Genomic DNA, 20,880 nt, shown 5'->3' on the forward strand with positions numbered 1-20,880 from the left:
TCCGCGGCGCCGGGCAGGCGCGTCCCCGCCGGGACGGAGTCCAGGCGCACGCCGGGCCCGGTGTCAGCGGAGTTGCGGCCGGCGCGCCGAGCGGTCGACGGCCTTCGGGATCCGGACGACCCCGCCCGCCTCCTGTCCGGCGCCGGCGCCGGCATCGTCACCTCCGCCGTCGGCCGTCGTCGCCTCCGGCGGCTCGCCGAGCAGGAACCGCCGGACGACGCGCTCCGCGGCCCGCCCGTCGTCGTACTCGCAGAAGCGCTCCCGGAACGCCGCGCGCAGCCGTGCCGACTCCTCGTCCCGCCAGGCGCCGGAGGTGAACGTCTTCGCCAGCTCCACGTCGGACCGGGTGACGTGTCCCGGCGGCTCGGCGGTGATGTCGAAGTAGGCGCCCCGGGTCGCGCGGAAGGCCGCCCAGTCGTCGGCGTGGATCACGATCGGCCGGTCCAGGACCGCGTAGTCGAACATCAGCGCCGAGTAGTCGGTGACCAGGGCGTCGGCGGCCAGCAGGACGTCCTCGACGTGCGGCTCGTCCGTGACGTCCGTCAGCGCGCCGCGCCGGTGCAGGTCGCGCAGGACCAGCGCCCGTTCGTGATGCCGGGCCAGGCTCGGGTGCAGGCGCACCAGCAGCCGGTGTCCGGGACCGAGGGACGCGGTCAGCGCCTCCAGGTCGACCCGCCAGACATGCCGGCCCCTGCGGTAGTCGCGCAGGGTCGGCGCGTAGAGGACGACCGTCTCCGAGGCGTCGACGCCGAGCCGTTCGCGCAGCCCGGCGCCGCGCCCGCCCCCGCCGTTCACCAGGACGTCGTTGCGCGGGCTGCCGCTGCGCAGCGACGCGAAGTGGCAGGGGTAGGCGCGCTGCCAGACCTCCTCGGAGTGCCGGTTCGCGACCAGGCTGACGTCCCACCGGTCGCTGCGCCGGAGCATGCCGCGCACGTTCGTGCCGTGCCGGGCGCCCGGCCGGTCCAGGAGGTCCAGCGCCATGTGCTTCAGCGGCGTGCCGCGATGGGTCTGCACATGCACCGAACCCGGCCGTTTGACCAGGTCGCCGGCCCAGTTGCAGTCGTTGAACCAGTGCGTGGCACGCGCCATCACCCGGTAGTAGCGCCAGGACCCCGTCGTGACGCACTCGACGCCCGGCGGCGCCTGGTCCAGCGCGTCGGGATGCACCACCCACACGCCCCGCACCTGCGGCGCCAGTTCCGCGGCCTTGGTGTGGATCGCCCGTGGGTCGCCGTTCACGGCGCGGCTGTGTCCCGCGGAGTACACGGCCAGCCGCGGGTCGAGCGGCCGCCGCAGCTGGAAGCGGTACCAGGACCGTTTGACATGCCGGGCGACCAGGGCGCGCAGCCGGTTCGCCGTGCGCGCGGCCGCCGTGCCGCCGCGCCGCCACAGGCCGAGACCGATCTGGGCGCGGTGGTGGGGGACGAGGGCCAGCAGCCGGATCTCCGCGCGGCGGCTGTCCGGCGGCGGCGTGAATCCCGGCGGCACGTGCCGCCGGTAGAAGGCCCGGATGCGCCGGTGGAACTCCTTGCGGTCGCCGCGCAGCACCCGTTCGGGGCGGGCCACGGTGAACAGCATGTGGTCCAGGGCCCGTTCGAACAGCAGCGGCCGCGCCCAGTCGAGACCCGGCCGTTCGGCGAGGAACGCGAACAGGCCCTCGTACTGCTCGAAGATGTCGAAGTGCCTGCGCCCGGGAGTGCGGGTGATCGCGCCCTGCCGTCGCTGCCGGTACTCGACGCCCACGCGGTCCAGACAGGCGATCCGCTCCGCGGTGACCATGGTCTGGTAGGTGACGGGCGCGTCCTCGTACAGCCCCGGCCGGTACCGGAAACCGTGTCCGAGGAAGAAGTCCCGGCGGTAGGCCTTGTTCCAGGCGACCAGGAACAGCCGCAGGTACTCGGGGGAGCGGCGGACGTCGAACGTGTCGGCGCCGGCCTGTTCGAGGAGGCCCGCCGCGTCGCTGCGGCCCGCGCGGCCCCACCAATGCGTGCGCACGTGGTCGAAGACCAGGATGTCGGGGTCGCGGGTCTCGTCGAGCCGGTCGGCGACTGCCCGCAGCAGCCCGGGCGTGTAGCGGTCGTCGCTGTCCAGGAACAGCACGTAGTCGCCGGTGGCGTGGGGCAGGCCCGCGTTGCGGGCACGGCCCAGGCCCACGTTCTCCGGCAGGTGGACGGCCCTGACGCGCGGGTCGCGCGCCGCGTACTCGTCGAGGATCGCGCCGCAGCCGTCGGGCGAGCAGTCGTCGACGGCGATCACCTCGAGGTCGTCGAAGGACTGGCCGAGCACGGAGTCGAGGCATTCGCGCAGGAAGCCCTGCACCTTGAAGACGGGGACGATGACACTGAAGCGGGGCACGAAGGTCAGCTCCTCGAAGAGGTCGTCACGGCGGCGGGCGCGGGCGTGCGCCGGGCGAGCGGAACGGCGGGCTCGATGCACTCGGCGGGCTCCCCGAGCAGCACCCGGCGCACGACGCGCTCGGCGGCGCGTCCGTCGTCGAACTCGCAGAAACGTGCGCGGAACCGCGCGCGCAGCTCGTCCGCCTCCGCTCCGGCCCAGCGGCCGGAGCGGAACACCTCGGCCAGCTCCTGCGGGGTGCGGGCGACCGGCCCGGGCGGGGAGCCCGGGAAGTCGAAGGTGACGCCGCGCGTCTCGCGGTACACGTCCCAGTCGTCGGCGTACACGACGACCGGCCGGTCGAGGTTGGCGTAGTCGAAGACGATCGACGAGTAGTCGGTGACGAGGGCGTCCGCCGCGAGACACACGTCCTCGGAGGAGCGGTGCGCCGTGACGTCGATGATCCGCCCGTCGCGCGGACGGGCCCGGTCGTCGTCGTGGAAGTAGTGCGCGCGCAGGAGGATCACGAAGTCGTCGCCCAGGGCGTCGGAGAGCGCCCCGAGGTCGAGCCGGGAGTCGGAACCGGCGTCGTGGTCGCGGTGGGTGGGCGCGTACAGGATCGCGGTGCGGCCCTCCGGGACGCCGAGCCGCTCGCGCACGCGGCGCACGTCGTCCGCCGACGCGGTGTAGTAGACGTCGTTGCGCGGATAGCCGTATTCGAGCATCTCGTACGAGGACGGGAACGACCGCTCCCACACCTCGGTGGACAGCCGGTTCGAGCTCAGGTTGAAGTCCCAGCGGTCGACCCGGCCGAGGAGGCGCTCGAAACTGCCGGTGGCGGCGGCGACCACCGGATGCCCGGCCTGCTCGACGCCCATCTTCTTCAGCGGTGTGCCGTGCTGCGTGGACAGGTGCACGCTGCCGGGGCGTTTGACGACGGCCCCCTCGAAGTTCGCGTTGTTGACGAGGTACTTGGCACGGGCCAGCACCTGCCAGTAGCGGCGGCTGCCGATGACGGCGTGCTCGACGCCCTCCGGCACGGTGTGCGCCTGGTCGGCCTCGACGAGGAACACCGAGCGGATGTGCGGGGCGAGTTCGGCGGCCTTGGCGTGGATCGCGGCCGGGTTGCAGGCGTAACCCCGGCCCCAGTACGCGCAGTACACGGCGAGACCGGGGTCGATGCGGCGGCGCAGCTGACGCCGGTAGTACAGGCGGGTGCGCAGCCCCCGCGCGCGCGGGACGCGCCGGGCGGCCGACGACGCCCTGCGGTTGGCCCCGCGCAGCGCCCGGAACGCCGTGTACGCCCCGGCCGCCAGCAGCCGGTGCTGCACCCCGAGGCTGCCGGGCGGCCTGCGGTGACCGGCCGGGCGGTGACTGCGGTACAGCCGGCGCGCCCTCCGGAAGAAGGCCCGCCGGCTGCGCCCCGGCAGCCGCGCCGGGTGCGCGGCGGTCTTCAGGACGGCCGCGAAGAGCTGGTCGAACAGCGCCCCCGACCGGTCCTCGGACAGCCCGCGCTCGGCCGCCCGGGTCAGCACGAGACGGGCCTGCTCCAGGAGGTCCGCATGGTGCCCGCCCGGCAGGTTCAGCGGGTCGCCCTGCCGCCGCAGGAGATGCCGGACGACGACGGAACGCGTCACCGCGACCCGGCCCGCGTGCACGGTGACCAGACCGCCGAAGCCGACGTCCGTGAAGCGGCCCTCGGGGAAGGCGAGCCGGTGCTCGTCGAGGAAGGAGCGCCGGTAGAGCGTGCCCCATACCGGGAGCCGCAGCCCCGTGAGCAGGGGGGCCTCGTCGGGTGCGAAGGCGCCGGCCGGGGTCCTCGCGGGGAGCGCGGCCGTCGGAGCGTCCGGGCCGCCGTCCCACCAGTGGACGCGCTCGTGCTCGGCGTACAGGACGTCCACGTCGCCGGTCTCGGCGAGCCGGGCGTCCAGCGCGGCCAGGGCGCCCGGGGCGAGGGTGTCGTCGCCGTCGAGGAACAGCACGTATGCGCCGCTCGCCGCCCGCATCCCGGCGTTGCGGACGCCGGCGAGGCCCGACGAGGGCGGCGCCTGCACGGGGACCACCCGGGAGTCGCGTGCCGCGTACCGCGCGGCGATGCCCGCGGCCACGGCGTCGGGCGCGTCGGCGACCGGGATCAGCTCGAGATCGCCGAAGGACTGGGCGAGCACGGAGTCCAGCGCCAGGGACAGCCGGCCCTCCCCCAGCCGCGTATCCACTCGACCGGGGGGACCGCCGTCCCCGTAGGACGGGACGATGATGCTGAAGCGGGGCATGCTGCTCTTTCTCCGTCTGTTCGGTGAGGTGCCTGGTGCTCAGGCCGTACGGACCCGGCCGGGGCGCCCGGTCGGGCGCCAGGTGGGGGGCCGGGTCGGGGTCGGCCGCGTCGAGCCGTTGGACATGGCGGGGCTCCCGGTGGGCGAAACGGCGTTCAGCGGCGTTCGGTGACGGCCGGCGGACCGGAGGGATGCGGCACGGTGGCGAGCGGCGGACGCCCCGACGCGGGCGGCGCCTCCGACTGCGCCGCGGACGGCGCCGGACGGCGCGCGGCGAGCGGCACGGGCGGCGGCACGGCCGTCTCGCCCAGCACCACCCGCCGGACGACGCGTTCGGCGGCGCGCCCGTCGTCGTGCGGGCAGAACCGCTCACGGAACGCGGCCCGCAGCTGCGCCGAGCGGGAGTCGCGCCAGTGCCCGGTGGTGAAGATGTCGATCAGCTCGTCCTCACTGCGCGCGACCGCGCCCGGCGGAAAGGACCGCAGGTCGAAGTAGGTGCCGCGGGCCGCCTCGTACGCCTCCCAGTCGTCGGCGTGAATCACGATCGGGCGGTCCAGGTTGGCGTAGTCGAACATGAGGGACGAGTAGTCGGTGAGCAGGGCGTCCGAGGCCAGGCAGAGCGACTCCACGCTCGGGTGGTCGCTGACGTCGATGACGCCGGGCGTGCCGCGCTCGAGCGGGCTCTCCTGCCAGTAGTGGGCGCGGGCCAGGACGACGAACCGCGGTCCCAGCCGGCGCATGACGCGCTCCAGGTCGAGGTGGCAGCGCTGGACGCGGCGGTAGTCGCGGTGGGTGGGCGCGTACAGCACGGCGACCGTGCCGCGGGGGATGCCGAGGGACTCGCGCAGCCGGGTCACGTCCGCCCCGGTCGCCCGCAGCAGGACGTCGTTGCGGGGATAGCCGTACTCGAGGGTCTCGTAGCGGCCCGGATAGACCCGCTCCCAGGTGAGGGTGGTGTGGCGGTTCGCCGACAGGACGTAGTCCCACTTGTCGACGCCCCGCAGCAGCTCCGCGAAGTCCATGTCGCGGGCGGCCGCCGGACGCTCCTGGAGGTCCAGGCCCATGTGCTTGAGGGGGGTGCCGTGCTGGGTCTGCACGAAGACCTGGCCGGGACGCTTGACCAGCCGCCGGTCGAAGTTGACGTTGTTGACGAGGTACTTGGAGCGGGCCAGCGCCGTCCAGTAGGCGGCCGTGCCGGGACGCACCTGGCGCGGGCCCGGCGGGACGGACTCCCGGTGCTCGGGGCGGGCCACCCACGCGGTGCGCACCTGCGGTGCGAAGGTGCGGAACGCGGCCTCCAGCGCGCCCGGGTTGCAGCTGTGTCCGCGGCCCCAGTAGGCGGCGAACACGGCCCGGTCGGCGCGCAGCGGCAGCCGCAGCTGCACCCGGTAGTGGGCCTGCAGGAAGGCCGCCTTGAGGGCGCGGGCGAGTTTCGACACGGCCTTGTGCGTGCGCCGCCGCACGGTCATGGACGCCTGGAGCGCCCGGTAGACGCGGTGCACGCCGAAGTGGACCAGGGTGTGCCGCAGCCGCGAGCGCAGCGGGACCGAGGCCCCCGGGGTGCGGTAACGGCGGTAGTGGGCGCGGGCCTTGCGCAGGAACTCGGCGCGGGAGCCGCGCGGCAGGCGGTCGCGCTTGGTGAACACCGTGGAGAGGTGGTCGACCATGCGGCGGAACAGCACCGGCCGCCACTGGGCGAGTTCGGGCCGCTGCTCGAGGAACGCGAAGACCCGGTCGTACTGCTCGAAGACGTCGAAGTGGCCGCGGCTGGTGGTGGACAGGATGTTGCCCCGGCGGCGCTGGCGGTAGTGCACGCACACCCGGTCCAGCGTCGCGATCGACTTCGCCGACAGCAGCGCCGGATACGACCACGGCGTGTCCTCGTAGTAGCCGGGAGGGAAGACCAGGCCCACGCTCTCGACGAACTCCCGCCGGTAGGCCTTGTTCCAGGCCACCATCAGCACCCGCAGCAGCCCGGGGCGGTCCGCCAGTCTGAACGGGGCCGGGCCGTCCTCGCCGAGCTGCTCGGCGAACTTGTTGCGGACCGACTCACCCGTCCAGTACGTGCTCGCGTAGTCGTAGACCAGGACGTCCGGCTCGCCCGTCTCCCGCAGCCGGTCGGCGATCGCCTGCAGCGCGCCGGCGGTGAGCGTGTCGTCGGAGTCGAGGAACACCAGGTAGTCGCCGGTCGCCCGCTCCAGACCCGCGTTGCGGGCCCGCCCCAGACCGACGTTCTCCGGCAGGTGCACGGCGCGCACCCGAGAGTCCCGGGCCGCGAACTCGTCGATGATCTCGCCGCAGGCGTCCGGCGAGCAGTCGTCGACGGCGATCACCTCGAGGTCGGCGCAGGACTGGGACAGCACCGACTCGAGGCACTCGTGCAGGTACGCCTGAACCTTGTACGCGGGAACGATGACACTGAACCTGGGCAACGGACATCCATGGGTCGGCGCGGGCGGTAGACAGGGCCTTGCCCGGAAACGGCCGATGGAGTGACGCGGTTACGGTTTCTGTGGCATACGGGGGAATTTCGGGTGAACGAAGCAGGGCGGACGGGTGACACTGCCCGCCCTGCCGTGCGCGGCTACTTGACCGCGCCCGCCATCACCCCCGACACGAACTGCCGCTGGAAGGCGAAGAAGACGGCCAGCGGGATCACCATCGAGATGAACGCGCCCGGCGCCAGCACGTCGATGTTGTTGCCGAACTGCCGTACCTGGGTCTGCAGGGCGACCGTGATCGGCTGGCTGCCGGCGTCGCTGAACACCAGCGCGACCAGCATGTCGTTCCACACCCACAGGAACTGGAAGATGGCCAGCGAAGCGATCGCCGGACCGCCGAGCGGCATCACGACCCGGGCGAACAACCGCAGTTCGCCCGCCCCGTCGAGGCGGGCCGCCTCCAGCAGCTCGCGCGGGATCTCCGCGAAGAAGTTCCGCAGCAGGAACACCGCGAAGGGCAGCCCGAACCCGACGTGGAACAGCACCACGCCCATGATCGACCCGAACAGGCCGATCTTGCCGAACAGTTCGGCGATCGGGATCAGCGCCACCTGCACCGGCACCACCAGCAGCCCGACGACGCCCAGGAACCACCAGTCGCGGCCGGGGAACTCCATCCACGCGAAGGCGTATCCCGCGAGCGATCCGATGACGACGACCAGGACCGTCGCGGGCACGGTGATCAGCACGGTGTTGACGAGCGAGTCGGTGATGTCGCCGTTCTCCAGCAGCTTCTGATAGCTGTCGAAGGTCAGCTGGGAGGGCTTGGCGAACACCTCCCACCAGCCGCTGGCGCTCATGTCCTCGGGGGGCCGCAGCGAGGAGATCAGCAGCCCCACGGTCGGCACCAGCCAGAACAGGCCGACGACGATCAGGAAGGCGCGGACCAGCCCGCCGTTGAGCTTGTCCATGACCCAGGCGAGTCGCTTCGTCACCGCCGCACCTCCCGTCGCAGTCGCCGCACGTTGAACCACATCACCGGAATCACCAGGAGCAGCAGGAACACCGCGATCGCGCTGGCGACGCCGGGCTGGTCCTCGGAGAAGCCCTTGCGGTACAGCTCCAGGGCGAGCACGTTCGCGTCGTCCTGCGAGGAGCCCGGGGCGATGATGAACACCAGGTCGAACACCTTCAGCACGTTGATCATCAGGGTGACGGCGACGACCGCGAGGACCGGCGCGAGGAGCGGGACGGTGACCCTTCGGAACACCTGCCACTCGTTGGCGCCGTCCACGCGTGCCGCCTCCAGCAGCTCGCGCGGCACCCCGGCCAGTCCGGCCGCGATCAGCACCATCGCGAAGCCCGCCCACATCCAGATGTACGAGCCGATGATCGCCGGCGTGACCAGCGAGGGGCCCAGCCAGTCCAGGCCGTTGTACGCCTCCGTGAAGTTGCTCGCGGGCAGCCGCAGCAGGGCGCCGTCGGCCGCGGCCGCAAGCGTGAAGGTGCCGTCGGCGGCGGCTTTCGTCGACGCGACGACCTTGCCGTCCTTCACCGCCTCGATCCTCATCCCGGGGTAGCCCAGCTCGGACGGGTCGGGGACGCCGAGCCTGCCGACGCCCTTGCCTCGGGTGAAGTCCTGCCAGGCGGTGCCGGTGACCTTCCCCGGCTCGGGCCGTGCCGCCACGGCCCCCTTCGCGCCGCCCGGCATCTGGTCGGGCGCGACGCCGACCAGGGGGAGCGAGACCGGGTCTCCGGCGCGCACCGCCGACCGGGTGACGAAGCCGCCGCCCTTCTCGGACCGCAGCGGCGAGTCGCGGCCCGGGTGCGCCTTCGGGAACGCCGACGCCTCGGCGAACGTGTCGTGCACGCCCACCCACACCGCGTTGGCGACGCCCTTGTCCGGGTCCTGGTCGTAGACCAGCCGGAAGATGATGCCGGCGGCCAGCATCGAGATCGCCATCGGCATGAAGACGACCAGCTTGAACGCGGTGCCCCAGCGCACCCGTTCGGTGAGCACGGCGAAGATCAGACCGAGGGCGGTCGCCACCGTCGGCGCGAACACCACCCAGATCACGTTGTTCTTCAGCGCGGTGCGGATGCCGTCGTCCGTGAAGAGTGCCCGGTAGTTGTCGGCTCCGGCGAAGCCGTCGCCGGACTGGTCGTAGAAGCTGCGCACGACCGAGTACCCGATGGGGTAGACCACGAGCGCGCCGAGCAGCACGAGGGCGGGCAGCAGGAACAGCGCCGCCACGGTCCTGCGGGTGCCGGTCACGCTCTTGCGCGAGCGGGGAGGGGCGGGGGCTCCGGGAGCCCCCGCCGTCGCGGGCGTCGTCACGCCGCGTCAGTTCCCGTACGCCGCGGCCGCGCCCGACTCCAGCGCCGCCTGGGTGCCGGCCACGTTCGTCGGGTTCTTCAGGAAGTCCTGCAGTGCCTTCCACTCGCCCTTGCCGGGGGTGCCGCCGAACGCCTGCGGGGCCTGGTCGGACATGTCGAAACGGAAGTCGTCGCCGGCCGCGATCAACGCCTTGGCCATCCTCTGCTGCACCGGGTTCGGGTACGCCGACTCCGGCACGTTCTTGTTCGGCGAGAGGTAACCGCCCAGCTTCGCCTGGATGGTCGCCGCTTCCGGCGAGGCAAGGAAGGTGGCCAGCGCCTGGGCCGCCTCGGAGTCCTTCAGGATGACCGCCGCGTCGCCGCCGGAGACCACCGGCGAGCTGCCGCCGACCGCCGGGAACGGGAACACCTTCGCGTCCGTGCCGACCTTCGCACCGGCCTGCACAATGTTGACCTGCGCGAAGTCGCCCTCGTAGACCATGGCCGCCTTGGGCTGGTCGCCGCCGGAGAACGTCTGCGTCACCGACGTCGGGAAGTCGGTCTGCAGCGCCCCGGCCGCGCCGCCGGCGACGTAGTCCTTCTTGCCCCAGACCTGCGCCAGCGTCGTCAGCGCGGCCTTCACGGACGGGTCGGTCCACTTGATCTCGTGCTTGGCCAGCTGGTCGTACTTCTCCGGGCCCGCCTGCGAGAGGTAGATGTTCTCGAACCAGTCGGTCAGGGTCCAGCCGTCCGCGCCGCCCACCGAGAACGGCGTGACACCGGAGTCGTAGACCGTCTGCGCGGTGGTGAGCAGCTGGTCCCACGTCTTCGGTTCGGACGCTCCCGCGTTCTCGAAGACCTTGGCGTTGTACCAGATCAGCGACTTGTTGGCGGCCTTGTAGTAGACGCCGTACTGCTTGCCGCCGATCTTGCCGATGTCCTGCCAGCCCTGCGAGTAGTTCTTCTGCAGCTCCTTCAGGGCCGCCGCGCCCAGCGGCTTCGCCCACCCCTTGTCCACGGCCTGCTTGATGGCGCCCGGCTGCGGGAGCATCGCGACGTCCGGCGGCTGCCCGCCGGCGACCTTGGAGCCGAGGAAGTTGATGATCGGGTCCTGGGCGGGCACGAAGGTGACCTTGGCGCCCGTGCGTTTCTCGAACTGCGCGAGGACCTTCTTGAAGTTGGCCTGCTCGGCGCCGGTCCAGACGGCGGCCACCTCCAGGCTCTTGCCGTCCAGCTTGGGAAGGGTGACGGAGGCGCCGGTCTCCTCGGCCGTCGTGCCGCCGTCGCTGCTCTTGTCGTCGTCGCTTCCGCAGGCGCTGAGCGAGAGCGCCAGGGCCCCCGCCAGGAGCGTGGCCGCCGCCCTCACGGTCCTGCGTGTCCGGATGGTGTTGCTCGTGCTGCGCATCACTGCCCCGTTCTTCGTTCGTCGTCGAACGTTGAGCGCTGTCCCGTGGCAACTGGTCTACGCCGGGTGCTGGGGGTCGGCAAGAGCGCCCACGCTGTCAAGCGGGGGATCGTGACCGCGTCGTGATCGTGAGTGACGTCCGCGGGCCGCCGCGCCGCCGGCCGGGCCTCACACCCCCGACGGGCTGGACCGGGCGGTGTGCCGGCCGGCCGCCCTCTCCAGGGCGCTGGCCAGGAGGGCCAGGTCGGTGGGGCCGTTGCCCAGTTCCCGCACGGGTCTGCGGGTGGGCGGATCGCCCATGCGGCGCCAGTCCACGGGGACCACGGTGGGGCGCTGGGTCGCCGTGCGGGGGATGCGGCCCGTGACGCGGCCGCCCTGGAAGGGCGTCGGACGGCCGTCCGCGCCATGGAGGCGGCCACGGCCCGGCGCCGGTTCGTCCGGTCCGGCACCCGGCGCGTCCAGGGTGATGCGCACGGTGGCGCGGCGGGCCGGCTCGGACTCCGCGGTACGGCCGCCGGGCCCGGTCGCGGCCACCAGATGGACGCCGAGCCGCTCGCCCTCGCGTGCCACCGCCTCCAGCGCCCGCATCACCGAGCCGGCGGCGGGCCGGCCCGGGGAACCCAGGGCGGGGGAGACGAGCGCGTCGAGGTCGTCGACGACGACCACCAGGCGGGGCAGCGGGGGCGGCGTCTCGGCCCGCTGCCGCGCCGCCGCCCCGGGCCGCAGCCGGAGCGTCGCGCTGGACGGGCTGTCCAGGTCGGCGGCGCCCGCGCCCGCCCCTGCCGCCGGGGGCGCTCCCGGTGTGCGCTGCGGGACGACACGGTCGGAGACCGCGCGGTGCATGTGCCACTGCGCGAAGTCGGAGCGGTCCAGCAGCTCGGCCCGACGCTTCAGCTCGGCGCTCAGCGACTGCGCGAACTCCCGCATGTGGACCGGGTCGTTGGCGGTGAGGTGGGCGCTGACGTGCGGGACGTCCGTGCACACCCGCAGGCCGTCGCCGGCGCCGCCCTTGCCCACGGTGTCGCGGCCGTCCAGCAGGATCACACCGAGTCGCTCGGGCCGCTCGGCGGCGGCCAGCGAGGCGACGAACGCGCGGAGCAGCTCCGTGCGCCCGCTGCCGCCCGGCCCCTCGATCAGCACGTGCGGGCCCTCGGTCACGAGGTCCACCCCGACCGGGCCGCGCGGGCCCGCGCCGAGCACGGCCCGCACCCGTCCGCCCAGGGCGGCGGTGTCGTCGGCCGCGTCCGCCCATCGGGCCATCAGGGAGGCGGGCGTCGCCCGGGCGAGGCCCAGCTCGTCCAGCAACCGGGCCGACGGCGGCAGCGGTGCGGACACCCGCGGGTGTCCCGCGCCCGCCCCCGCGCCGTCGGGACGCAACGGCGCCAGCGCCCGCGCGAAGCGTTCGGCCCAGGCGGCGGAGACCGCGTCCACCGCGCCGACCGTGCCCGGTCCCACCGGGCCGGGCCGTTCCGTCGGGGCTCCGGCCGGCGCGACCCGCAGCAGTCGCAGCGCCGTCGCCACGTCCCCGCTGAGCAGCGCGACCGCCCCGCACGCGCGGAACGTGGGCGCCGCCGCGCAGGCCGCCTCGTACGTGTCGGTCACCGGTGAGGAGGGCGAGGCGGCGGGCGTCTCCGCCAGGCACACGACGTGTATCCCGGCGCGCGGACCGGCCGCCGCGAGCCGCGCCACCGCGTGCCGCAGATCGGCGCCGCCGGGGTCGCCGTCCACGACGACCACCGTGTACGGGCCGGGGGAGCCGCCGAAGGCAGGGTCGTCCGCGACGGCCCAGGAGGGGCGGCGGACCGCGTTGCGGGGCGCGGACGCCTGGCCGGGGACGAAGGCACGTGGCGCGCCCGGCCCGCCCTCGCCGCCCGGCCCGCCCTCGCCGACCGCCCGGCCCGCGCCGTCGGTTGCGCCCGCGTGGTCCGCGAGGCAGTCCTCCAGGCGGCGCAGGAGCTCGTCCGCGCGGGCCGCGGCCTGCTCGCGGTCGTAGGCGAGGAGCAGCCGGCAGTCCTGTCCGTGCCCGGGGCGCAGATGGGGCAGCCAGCCCAGCCAGGACCACTCGGCGGTGCGCTCCTCCTCGGAACGCGCCCGGTCCGTGCTGATCAGGACGATCTCCAGGGCGTCGGGGGAGTGCAGCGCGGCGAGCTGGGCCAGCACCGCGCGCGCCAGCCCGGACAGCCGCGGGCGCGGCCCGGCCAGGCCGAGCGCGCCGACCTCGCGCAGGTCCGCCGTGACCGGCACCGCGGGCAGCAGTCCCGAGCCGTCGGGCGCCGGCCGGTCGGCCGTGCCGAGCCGCACGGTGAGCGTCTCCGGGTGCCTCGGACCGCGCTCCCACAGCCGGGGGCCGGGGCCCAGCGCCGTCAGCAGCAGCGCCGCCGGGTCCGGCCAGGTCTCGGGCGCGGCGGGCACGGCGGCCGAAGGCCGGTCCTCGGCCGCTGCCGTCTCTGCGTCGGGCGCGCCGGCGGCGGCCTCGTCCTGGCCGCCGCCGCGGCCTCCGGCCAGCCGCCGCGCCCAGGCGGAGAGGCCTCCGCGGCGGCGCACGCCCGCCGGGACGTCGGTACCGCGCAGGGGCGTGCCCTTGCGGCCGGGACCGGCGTGGTCGACGTCCCCGGGCCCGCCGGAGGCGTCACCGAAGGAGGGGGACGAGGAGGAGCCGCCGGCCTTGGCGGAGTCGTACCGCGAGCCGGCGCCCGCGCCGGTGCCTTCGGCGGCGTCGGAGGCCGGGCGGTGGGCGGTGTGCGGTCCGCGGGCGCCCTCGTCGTGCGCGGCCGTGAACGCGCCGAGGCCCGCGTGGCCGCCGTGGGTGGCGGCGGAACCCGCGTCCGCCGCGCGCGCCAAACCGTCGCCGGCGAACCGGCTCTCGATGTGCGGCGCCGCGCCCTGCCCCGGCACGACAGGGGACGTGCGGGGGACGTCCCGGGCGCCCCGCAGCCGTTCGCCGCGGGTGTCCCCCGAGGCGCTCCAGTCCGCGGTGCCGTACGCGTGGCCGGTCTCACCGGACGGCCCCGCCGGTTGCGCCGACTGCGTCGGCCCCACCGATCCCGTGACGCTCGCCGGACCCGCCGGACCCGCCGGACCCGCCGGACCCGCCGGACCCGCCGGACCCGCCGGACCCGCGGGAGCGGCGCCCGACGTCCCGGCGGAGGGAGCGCCGCCCGAAGACCCCGCCGCGGGTACGGCCGCCGTGTCCCCGTCCCCGCAGGGCACCCGTACGTGCCCCTCGCCGTCCGGTGTCGTCGCCACCCGGGGGCCCGGGCCGCCGGGCGGGGCCAGCCGCAGGGCCGACTCGCCGACCCGCAGCAGGGCGCCGGGGGCGAGGCGCACGGGGCGGGCCTGCACGCGCGTGCCGTCCAGCGCGGTGCCGTTGGTGGAGCCGAGGTCGGCGACCGTGACCCGCCCGTCGGCCGAGAGCGTCACCGCGCAGTGCAGCCGGGAGACGTCCGGGTCGTCCAGCGGGATGTCGGCGTCGGCCGAACGGCCCACCCGGACCTGGCCGCCGTGCAGCAGATGCACTCCGCCCGCGTCCGGTCCGGCCACCACGTGCAGGCGGGCCGGGGCCTCGTCGACCTCGGGGTGCGGCTCGGGGTCGGCCGGCGCGCCCAGGGACAGCACCGCGCCGTCGATCAGCGGGGGCTCGCCGAGAGTGCACCGCCGGCCGTCGAGCCGCTCCACGCCCGCGTACAGCACGACCGCCGCGGCGGACGGCGACGAGGCGGAGCCCTCCCCGCAGACGGCGGCGGCCAGCGCGGACGCCACCTCGGCCAGGGCCGTGCCGGCGGGAGCGGTGACCATTACGTCGCAGCTCGCGGCCCGGGCCCGGACCTCGGCAGGCGGGCCGGGCGGGCCCTGCGGGTCTACGACGGTCAGCCGGATCTGCATCGCCGTCAGCGGTCCCTTCTGCACGGGCGCGGGCTTCCCCCCACCCCACACGAGCACAGCGGCCAGTACTGCAGGCATCCTCGCACCTGTCACTGACAACGTGCCCACCAGCCGGGGAGAAGTGATCTTGATTGGTCGGCTCTGCCCGCAAAAGTGCCGGACAAGTGGCCCGCCGACGATCAGTTGAGATCGGTCACGTCCGGCTCGGGCAACCAAGACGACCGGGCAAAACGTCTTTCCTTCGAAATGCGACGACAGCCCGGTGTCAGCACCGCGGCACTACAGTGGGTCGGAACACCGGCAGGACAGCCGAGCGGGACCGGGAAGCCCGGCGGATCGGCGGGACTGCCAGGACTGGCAAGCAAGCAGCAGGGAGCGCATGACGTGCGGCCGGTAGGCAGCAAGTACCTGCTCGAGGAGCCGCTCGGACGCGGCGCCACGGGCACCGTCTGGCGAGCCCGCCAGCGCGAGACCGCGGGCGCCGAGGCGGCCGTGGCCGGCCAGCCCGGGGAGACCGTCGCGATCAAGGTCCTCAAGGAGGAGCTCGCGAACGACCCCGACGTCGTGATGCGCTTCCTGCGGGAGCGGTCCGTGCTGCTGCGCCTGACCCACCCGAACATCGTCCGGGTCCGCGACCTGGTGGTCGAGGGCGACCTGCTGGCGCTGGTCATGGACCTCGTCGACGGCCCCGACCTGCACCGCTACCTGCGCGAGAACGGCCCCTTCACGCCCGTCGCCGCAGCCCTGCTGACCGCGCAGGTCGCCGACGCGCTCGCCGCCAGCCACGCCGACGGCGTCGTGCACCGCGACCTGAAGCCCGCCAACGTCCTGATGATGCAGAACGGCGGGCAGATGCACCCGCTGCTCACGGACTTCGGCATCGCGCGCCTCGCCGACTCCCCGGGCCTGACCCGGACCAGCGAATTCGTCGGCACGCCCGCGTACGTGGCCCCGGAGTCCGCCGAGGGCCGCCCGCAGACCTCCGCCGTCGACATCTACGGCGCCGGCATCCTGCTGTACGAGCTGGTCACCGGCCGTCCGCCATTCTCCGGCGGCTCCGCCCTCGAGGTCCTGCACCAGCACCTGAACGCCGAGCCGCGCCGGCCCTCCACCGTCCCCGACCCGCTCTGGACGGTCATCGAGCGCTGCCTGCGCAAGAACCCCGACGACCGTCCGAGCGCCGAGAACCTCGCGCGCGGGCTGCGGATCGTCGCCGAGGGCATCGGGGTGCACGCCAACTCGATGCAGATCGCCGCGGCGGACGGCGTCGGCCATGTGCTCGCGCCCGACCCGGCGCCCGCCGCCGTACCCGGCGGCGGCTACGACCCGAACGCCGCCACCAGCGTCCTGCCGCACACGGGGGGACCGGCCGGCGCCGCCGACCCCACCGCCGTCCTGCCCCACACGGGCGGTCCGCACGGCGCGGCCGACCCGACGGCCGTCCTGCCGCCGGTGCCGCCGGACCAGTACGGCGGGCCGGCGCAGCCGCCCGAGCAGCCGCACCCCTGGCAGACCCAGATGCAGGGCGCCCGCGACCGCAACGAGCAGACCCAGGTGCAGCAGTACCTCGACCCGGGCGAGGACCCGCTGCGCCGCCGCCCCCAGCGGCAGGTGTCCCGACAGCCGCAGCAGCCGCCCCAGCCCTACCAGCAGCAGCGGCCGCCGCAGCGTCAGCAGCAGCGCCCCCAGCCGCAGGCCGGCTACGGGTACCCGGCGCAGCCGCCGCAGCAGCAGTACGCGCCGGCCCAGCAGCCGCAGCCCCAGCGGTACGCGCCGGCGCCCACGCCCCAGCAGCAGCCGCGCCAGCGGCCGCAGGCCGAGCCCCGGCAGCCGCGCGAGCCCCGGCAGCGCAGCGCCAACCCGATGAAGATCCCCGGGCTGGGCTGCCTCAAGGGCTGCCTGTTCACGATCGTCATCCTGTTCGTGGCCGGCTGGCTGGTCTGGGAGCTGACCCCGCTGCAGGACTGGATCGGCACGGGGCAGAGCTACTGGAAGCTCATCAGCGGCTGGTTCCACGACATCACGGGCTGGATCAGCGATCTGGGCTCGAGCTCCGGCGGCAGCGGAACCGGCTGACCCCTCCCGCAGGCTCCGCTCCGGGCGCGAGCCCCGTGAGTCTGTGGATTTGTCGACATCCAGCGGGTGATTTCCGTCTCCGCGGTGAAGGTTGGCTCCCAGGACGCGTACTTTGATGGGCAACACGCGTCTGTAGGAGCAGCCTTGGCACGGAAGATCGGCAGCCGGTACACCGCCCACCAGATCCTGGGACGGGGCAGCGCCGGCACGGTGTGGCTGGGCGAGGGACCGGAGGGGCCCGTCGCCGTCAAGCTGCTGCGCGAGGACCTCGCCTCCGACGAGGAGCTCGTGGGGCGCTTCGTGCAGGAGCGCACCGCGCTGCTCGGCCTGGAGCACCCCCATGTGGTGTCCGTCCGCGATCTCGTGGTCGACGGCAACGACCTGGCGCTCGTCATGGACCTGGTCCGCGGCACCGACCTGCGCACCCGCCTCGAACGTGAACGACGGCTCGCGCCGGAGGCCGCCGTGGCGATCGTGGCCGACATCGCCGAAGGGCTGGCCGCCGCGCACGCGGCCGGGGTCGTGCACCGCGACGTCAAACCGGAGAACGTGCTCCTCGACATGCAGGGCCCGCTCGGCCCCGGGGGCTCGCACCGCGCCCTGCTGACCGACTTCGGCGTCGCGAAACTGATCGACACCCCCAAAAGGACCCGCGCCACCAAGATCATCGGCACGCCGGACTATCTGGCGCCGGAGATCGTCGAGGGCCTGCCGCCACGCGCCTCCGTCGACATCTACGCGCTGGCGACGGTGCTCTACGAGCTGCTGGCGGGCTTCACCCCGTTCGGCGGCGGTCACCCGGGCGCGGTGCTGCGCCGGCATGTGACGGAGTCCGTCGCCCCGCTCCCCGGCATCCCGGACGAGTTGTGGCAGCTCATCGTGCAGTGCCTGGCGAAGGCGCCGGCGTCCCGGCTGCGGGCGTCCGAGCTGGCCGCCCGGCTGCGCGAGCAGCTGCCGTCGCTGGCCGGGATGCCGCCGCTGGACGTGGACGAGCCGGACACCGAGCCGGAGGGCGGCGAGTCCGGCAACGTGACGCCCGCCGCGTCCGCCGCTCCCGTCTCCGCGCGGCGGGAGCGCCGGGGCTCGGTCCCGCTGGTGCCGGGCGCGAAGCCCGACTCCAACCGGGACACCCACACGTCGATGCGGGTGCCCGCGCCGGACGAGCTGGCGGGCGGTGCGCACGGCACCGCGCGGGTGCCGAGGGCCGCCGGGGCGCCGCGTCCCGGATCGGCACGGAACCGTTCCGCCGCCCGGCGCCGGCGCATCACGCTGAGCGTGGCGGCGGCGGCGCTGGTCGCGGCCGCCGGAATCGGCACGTGGGCGGTCACCTCGGGCGACGACGCGGGAGCCACCCCGCAGGACACGAAGAACTCGGCGCCGGCGTCTCCCTGACCCCGGGGTCTCCGGCCCCCGCTTCGCCTCGAAGGTGCCTCGTCCTCGATCGCCGGACGGGCCGGGACGTCAAGGCCGGGCGGGCCCGGATGCCGGGTCCGTTAGGCTGGAGGCGTGGCAGTCGTCGATGTATCCGAAGAGCTCAAGTCCCTCTCCTCGACCATGGAGTCGATCGAGGCCGTTCTGGACCTCGACAAGCTGAGGGCAGACATCGCCGTGCTCGAGGAGCAGGCGGCCGCGCCGTCCCTGTGGGACAACCCGGACGAGGCGCAGAAGATCACCAGCAAGCTCTCCCACCTCCAGGCCGAGGTCAGGAAGGCCGACGCGCTGCGCGGCCGGATCGACGATCTCGCCGTGCTGTTCGAGATGGCCGAGGAGGAGGACGACCCGGACACCCTCGCGGAGGCCGAGTCCGAGCTCACTTCCGTCAGGAAGGCGCTCGACGAGATGGAGGTGCGCACGCTCCTCAGCGGGGAGTACGACGCCCGTGAGGCGCTCGTCAACATCCGCGCCGAGGCCGGCGGCGTCGACGCGGCCGACTTCGCCGAGAAGCTGCAGCGCATGTACCTGCGGTGGGCGGAGCAGAAGGGCTACAAGACCGAGGTCTACGAGACGTCCTACGCCGAAGAGGCCGGCATCAAGTCGACCACCTTCGCCGTGCAGGTGCCGTACGCCTACGGCACGCTCTCCGTGGAGCAGGGCACGCACCGCCTCGTGCGCATCTCGCCGTTCGACAACCAGGGCCGCCGACAGACCTCCTTCGCGGGCGTCGAGATCCTCCCCGTGGTCGAGCAGACCGACCACATCGAGATCGACGAGTCCGAGCTGCGCGTGGACGTGTACCGCTCGTCCGGTCCGGGCGGCCAGGGCGTCAACACCACCGACTCCGCGGTGCGTCTGACCCACCTCCCCACCGGCATCGTCGTCTCCTGTCAGAACGAGCGGTCGCAGATCCAGAACAAGGCGACCGCCATGAACGTCCTCCAGGCGAAGCTGCTGGAGCGTCAGCGCCAGGAGGAGCGGGCCAAGATGGACGCCCTCAAGGACGGCGGCAGCTCCTGGGGCAACCAGATGCGTTCGTACGTCCTGCACCCGTACCAGATGGTCAAGGACCTGCGCACCGAGTACGAGGTCGGCAACCCCGAGGCCGTTTTCAACGGTGAGATCGACGGGTTCCTGGAAGCCGGAATTCGCTGGCGCAAGCAGCAGGAGAAGTAGGTTTGTCGACACAGCAACCGCCCCTGATTCAGGGGCGGTTGCTTTTTACGTCACATTCACAGCACCAACATCACGCAAAGCCCCCTGAGTTGGACATTGCGTACGCAACGGCCTTGACGCTGCTTTGAAAAATGGGGAGGGTGCAGTGTGGCATGCGTATCTCCGGGGCGCATGTGAACCGGGGGGATTCAGCTAGATCTCAGCTACCCCCGTCGATCACAGCCTCCGGCGCGGCCTCATCGACGATTCAGCTACTGGGGGTAGCAACCTTATGACCAAGAAGACGCGTATCCGGGTCGCGCGCATAGCCGCCGGCGCCGTGATCGCCGCCGGCGCCTCGCTGACGGTGGCCGGCGTCGCCTCGGCCACCGGCAACGACGGCGGCCTCAGCGGTCTCGTCGCGACCGTGGGCGGCCCCGACGACCCGAACCCGGGTGGCGACCCGTGCGACATCGTCACCACTCCCGACTGCGACCCGGCCACCACGGGCACGACCGGTACCACGGGCACGACCGGTACGACGGGTACCACCGGTACGACGGGCACGACAGGTACGACGGGCACGACCGGCACCACCGGTACGACGGGCACGACCGGTACCACGGGCACGACCGGTACCACGGGCACGACCGGTACGACGGGCACCACCGGCACCACCGGCACCACCGGCACCACCGGTACGACCGGCACGACGGGCACCACCGGTACGACGGGCACGACCGGTACCACGGGCACGACGGGTACGACCGGCACCACGGGCACGACCGGTACCACGGGGTCCACCGGTACGACGGGGTCCACCGGCACCACCGGCACCACGGGTTCGACCGGCACCACCGGCACCACGGGTTCGACCGGCACCACCGGCACCACGGGTTCGACCGGCACCACCGGCTCGACCGGTTCCACCACCGGTGGTCCGGACACCGATGGCACCTCCACTCAGGAGGAGGGCAGCTCCGCGCTGACCGACACCTCGGACACCACCTCCGACGCGGCCGCCCAGGGCGGCGGCAAGGAGCTGGCCGAGACCGGTGCCGGCGAGACCACGTTCCTCATCCTCGGCGCCGCCACGATGATCGCCGGCGGTATCGGCTTCCGGGTGCTGCCGCGCCTCGTGGCCGGCCGCGGCGGAGCCGCTGCCTGACGGTGAGCAGCCGTACGCGCACGTGACGTGAGAGCAAGGGGCCCGGAGCGATCAGCTCCGGGCCCCTTGTCATGCGCGTATGCGGTGTGGCAGGCGGGCTACGCGGTCTGGTGGGCGAGGAGCGCCACCGCCGCCACCAGCACCGCCAGCAGCGCGATCAGCGCCATCGGGTTCAGCCCCGCGAAGAAGTTCTCCTGCTGCTGCAGCCGCTCGCGGTTCGCGCGGCACACGGGGCACCGGCCCTCGCTCACGGGGGCCGCGCAGTTAGCGCACACCAGCCGGTCGTACGTCATGCGCCTCGCCCTCCTTGCACCGGTTCCATGGACACAACGCCTCCGAGGGCGCGAACGTTCCCCTTCCACTGTGCCAGGTTCCTCCGGTGACCGCGCGGCTCAC

Annotated in this window: 12 protein-coding genes; 4 read left to right on the forward strand and 8 right to left on the reverse strand. The window is 73.7% G+C overall.

From position 1 onward, the window contains the following. Nucleotides 1-63: 63 nt before the first annotated feature. The 7 genes from ACH4ZA_RS17625 to ACH4ZA_RS17655 form a co-directional block, all read right to left on the reverse strand. On the reverse strand, nt 64-2,355 hold the full coding sequence (locus ACH4ZA_RS17625) for a CDP-glycerol glycerophosphotransferase family protein (RefSeq protein WP_398430465.1): 2,292 nt from the start codon (nt 2,353-2,355) through the stop codon (nt 64-66). Between the two features lie 5 nt (nt 2,356-2,360). Beyond that, on the reverse strand, nt 2,361-4,607 hold the full coding sequence (locus tag ACH4ZA_RS17630) for a CDP-glycerol glycerophosphotransferase family protein (RefSeq protein WP_398430199.1): 2,247 nt from the start codon (nt 4,605-4,607) through the stop codon (nt 2,361-2,363). 155 nt (nt 4,608-4,762) lie between these two features. Beyond that, nucleotides 4,763-7,039: a CDP-glycerol glycerophosphotransferase family protein gene (locus ACH4ZA_RS17635; protein WP_398430200.1), complete on the reverse strand. Its 2,277-nt coding sequence runs from the start codon at nt 7,037-7,039 to the stop codon at nt 4,763-4,765. A 152-nt stretch (nt 7,040-7,191) separates the two neighbouring features. Further along, entirely contained in the window at nt 7,192-8,019 is an 828-nt protein-coding gene (locus ACH4ZA_RS17640) for a carbohydrate ABC transporter permease (protein WP_319280250.1), read from the reverse strand. A 20-nt stretch (nt 8,020-8,039) separates the two neighbouring features. Further along, complete coding sequence (locus tag ACH4ZA_RS17645) at nt 8,040-9,323, reverse strand: sugar ABC transporter permease (RefSeq protein WP_319280248.1); 1,284 nt, start codon at nt 9,321-9,323, stop codon at nt 8,040-8,042. A gap of 69 nt (nt 9,324-9,392) precedes the next feature. Next, the gene (locus ACH4ZA_RS17650) at nt 9,393-10,769 is read right to left on the reverse strand and encodes an ABC transporter substrate-binding protein (protein WP_398430201.1); all 1,377 of its coding nucleotides are present in this window, start codon (nt 10,767-10,769) and stop codon (nt 9,393-9,395) included. A gap of 168 nt (nt 10,770-10,937) precedes the next feature. Continuing rightward, complete coding sequence (locus ACH4ZA_RS17655) at nt 10,938-14,651, reverse strand: FHA domain-containing protein (RefSeq protein WP_398430466.1); 3,714 nt, start codon at nt 14,649-14,651, stop codon at nt 10,938-10,940. Nucleotides 14,652-15,035: 384 nt separating this feature from the next. On the opposite strand from ACH4ZA_RS17655, the gene ACH4ZA_RS17660 reads away from it, so the two are divergent. The 4 genes from ACH4ZA_RS17660 (at nt 15,036) to ACH4ZA_RS17675 (ending at nt 20,484) form a co-directional block, all read left to right on the forward strand. Next, nucleotides 15,036-16,727 (forward strand): serine/threonine-protein kinase, encoded by a 1,692-nt coding sequence (locus tag ACH4ZA_RS17660; RefSeq protein ID WP_319280732.1) that lies wholly within the window; start codon nt 15,036-15,038, stop codon nt 16,725-16,727. A 144-nt stretch (nt 16,728-16,871) separates the two neighbouring features. Beyond that, nucleotides 16,872-18,119 carry a serine/threonine-protein kinase gene (locus ACH4ZA_RS17665; protein WP_398430203.1) on the forward strand — a complete coding sequence of 416 codons (1,248 nt, stop codon included), beginning with the start codon at nt 16,872-16,874 and terminating at the stop codon, nt 18,117-18,119. Nucleotides 18,120-18,233: 114 nt separating this feature from the next. Then, nucleotides 18,234-19,337 (forward strand): peptide chain release factor 2, encoded by a 1,104-nt coding sequence (gene prfB, locus ACH4ZA_RS17670; protein WP_319280727.1) that lies wholly within the window; start codon nt 18,234-18,236, stop codon nt 19,335-19,337. A 271-nt stretch (nt 19,338-19,608) separates the two neighbouring features. Beyond that, entirely contained in the window at nt 19,609-20,484 is an 876-nt protein-coding gene (locus ACH4ZA_RS17675; protein ID WP_398430205.1) for a hypothetical protein, read from the forward strand. 98 nt (nt 20,485-20,582) lie between these two features. Here ACH4ZA_RS17675 and ACH4ZA_RS17680 read toward each other — a convergent pair whose 3' ends face one another. Beyond that, nucleotides 20,583-20,777, reverse strand: coding sequence for a hypothetical protein (locus ACH4ZA_RS17680; protein WP_107443696.1), 195 nt, complete (start codon nt 20,775-20,777; stop codon nt 20,583-20,585). Nucleotides 20,778-20,880 lie beyond the last annotated feature (103 nt).

Source organism: Streptomyces sp. NPDC020597 (genome assembly GCF_044335095.1).
In the GTDB taxonomy this organism is placed as follows: domain Bacteria; phylum Actinomycetota; class Actinomycetes; order Streptomycetales; family Streptomycetaceae; genus Streptomyces.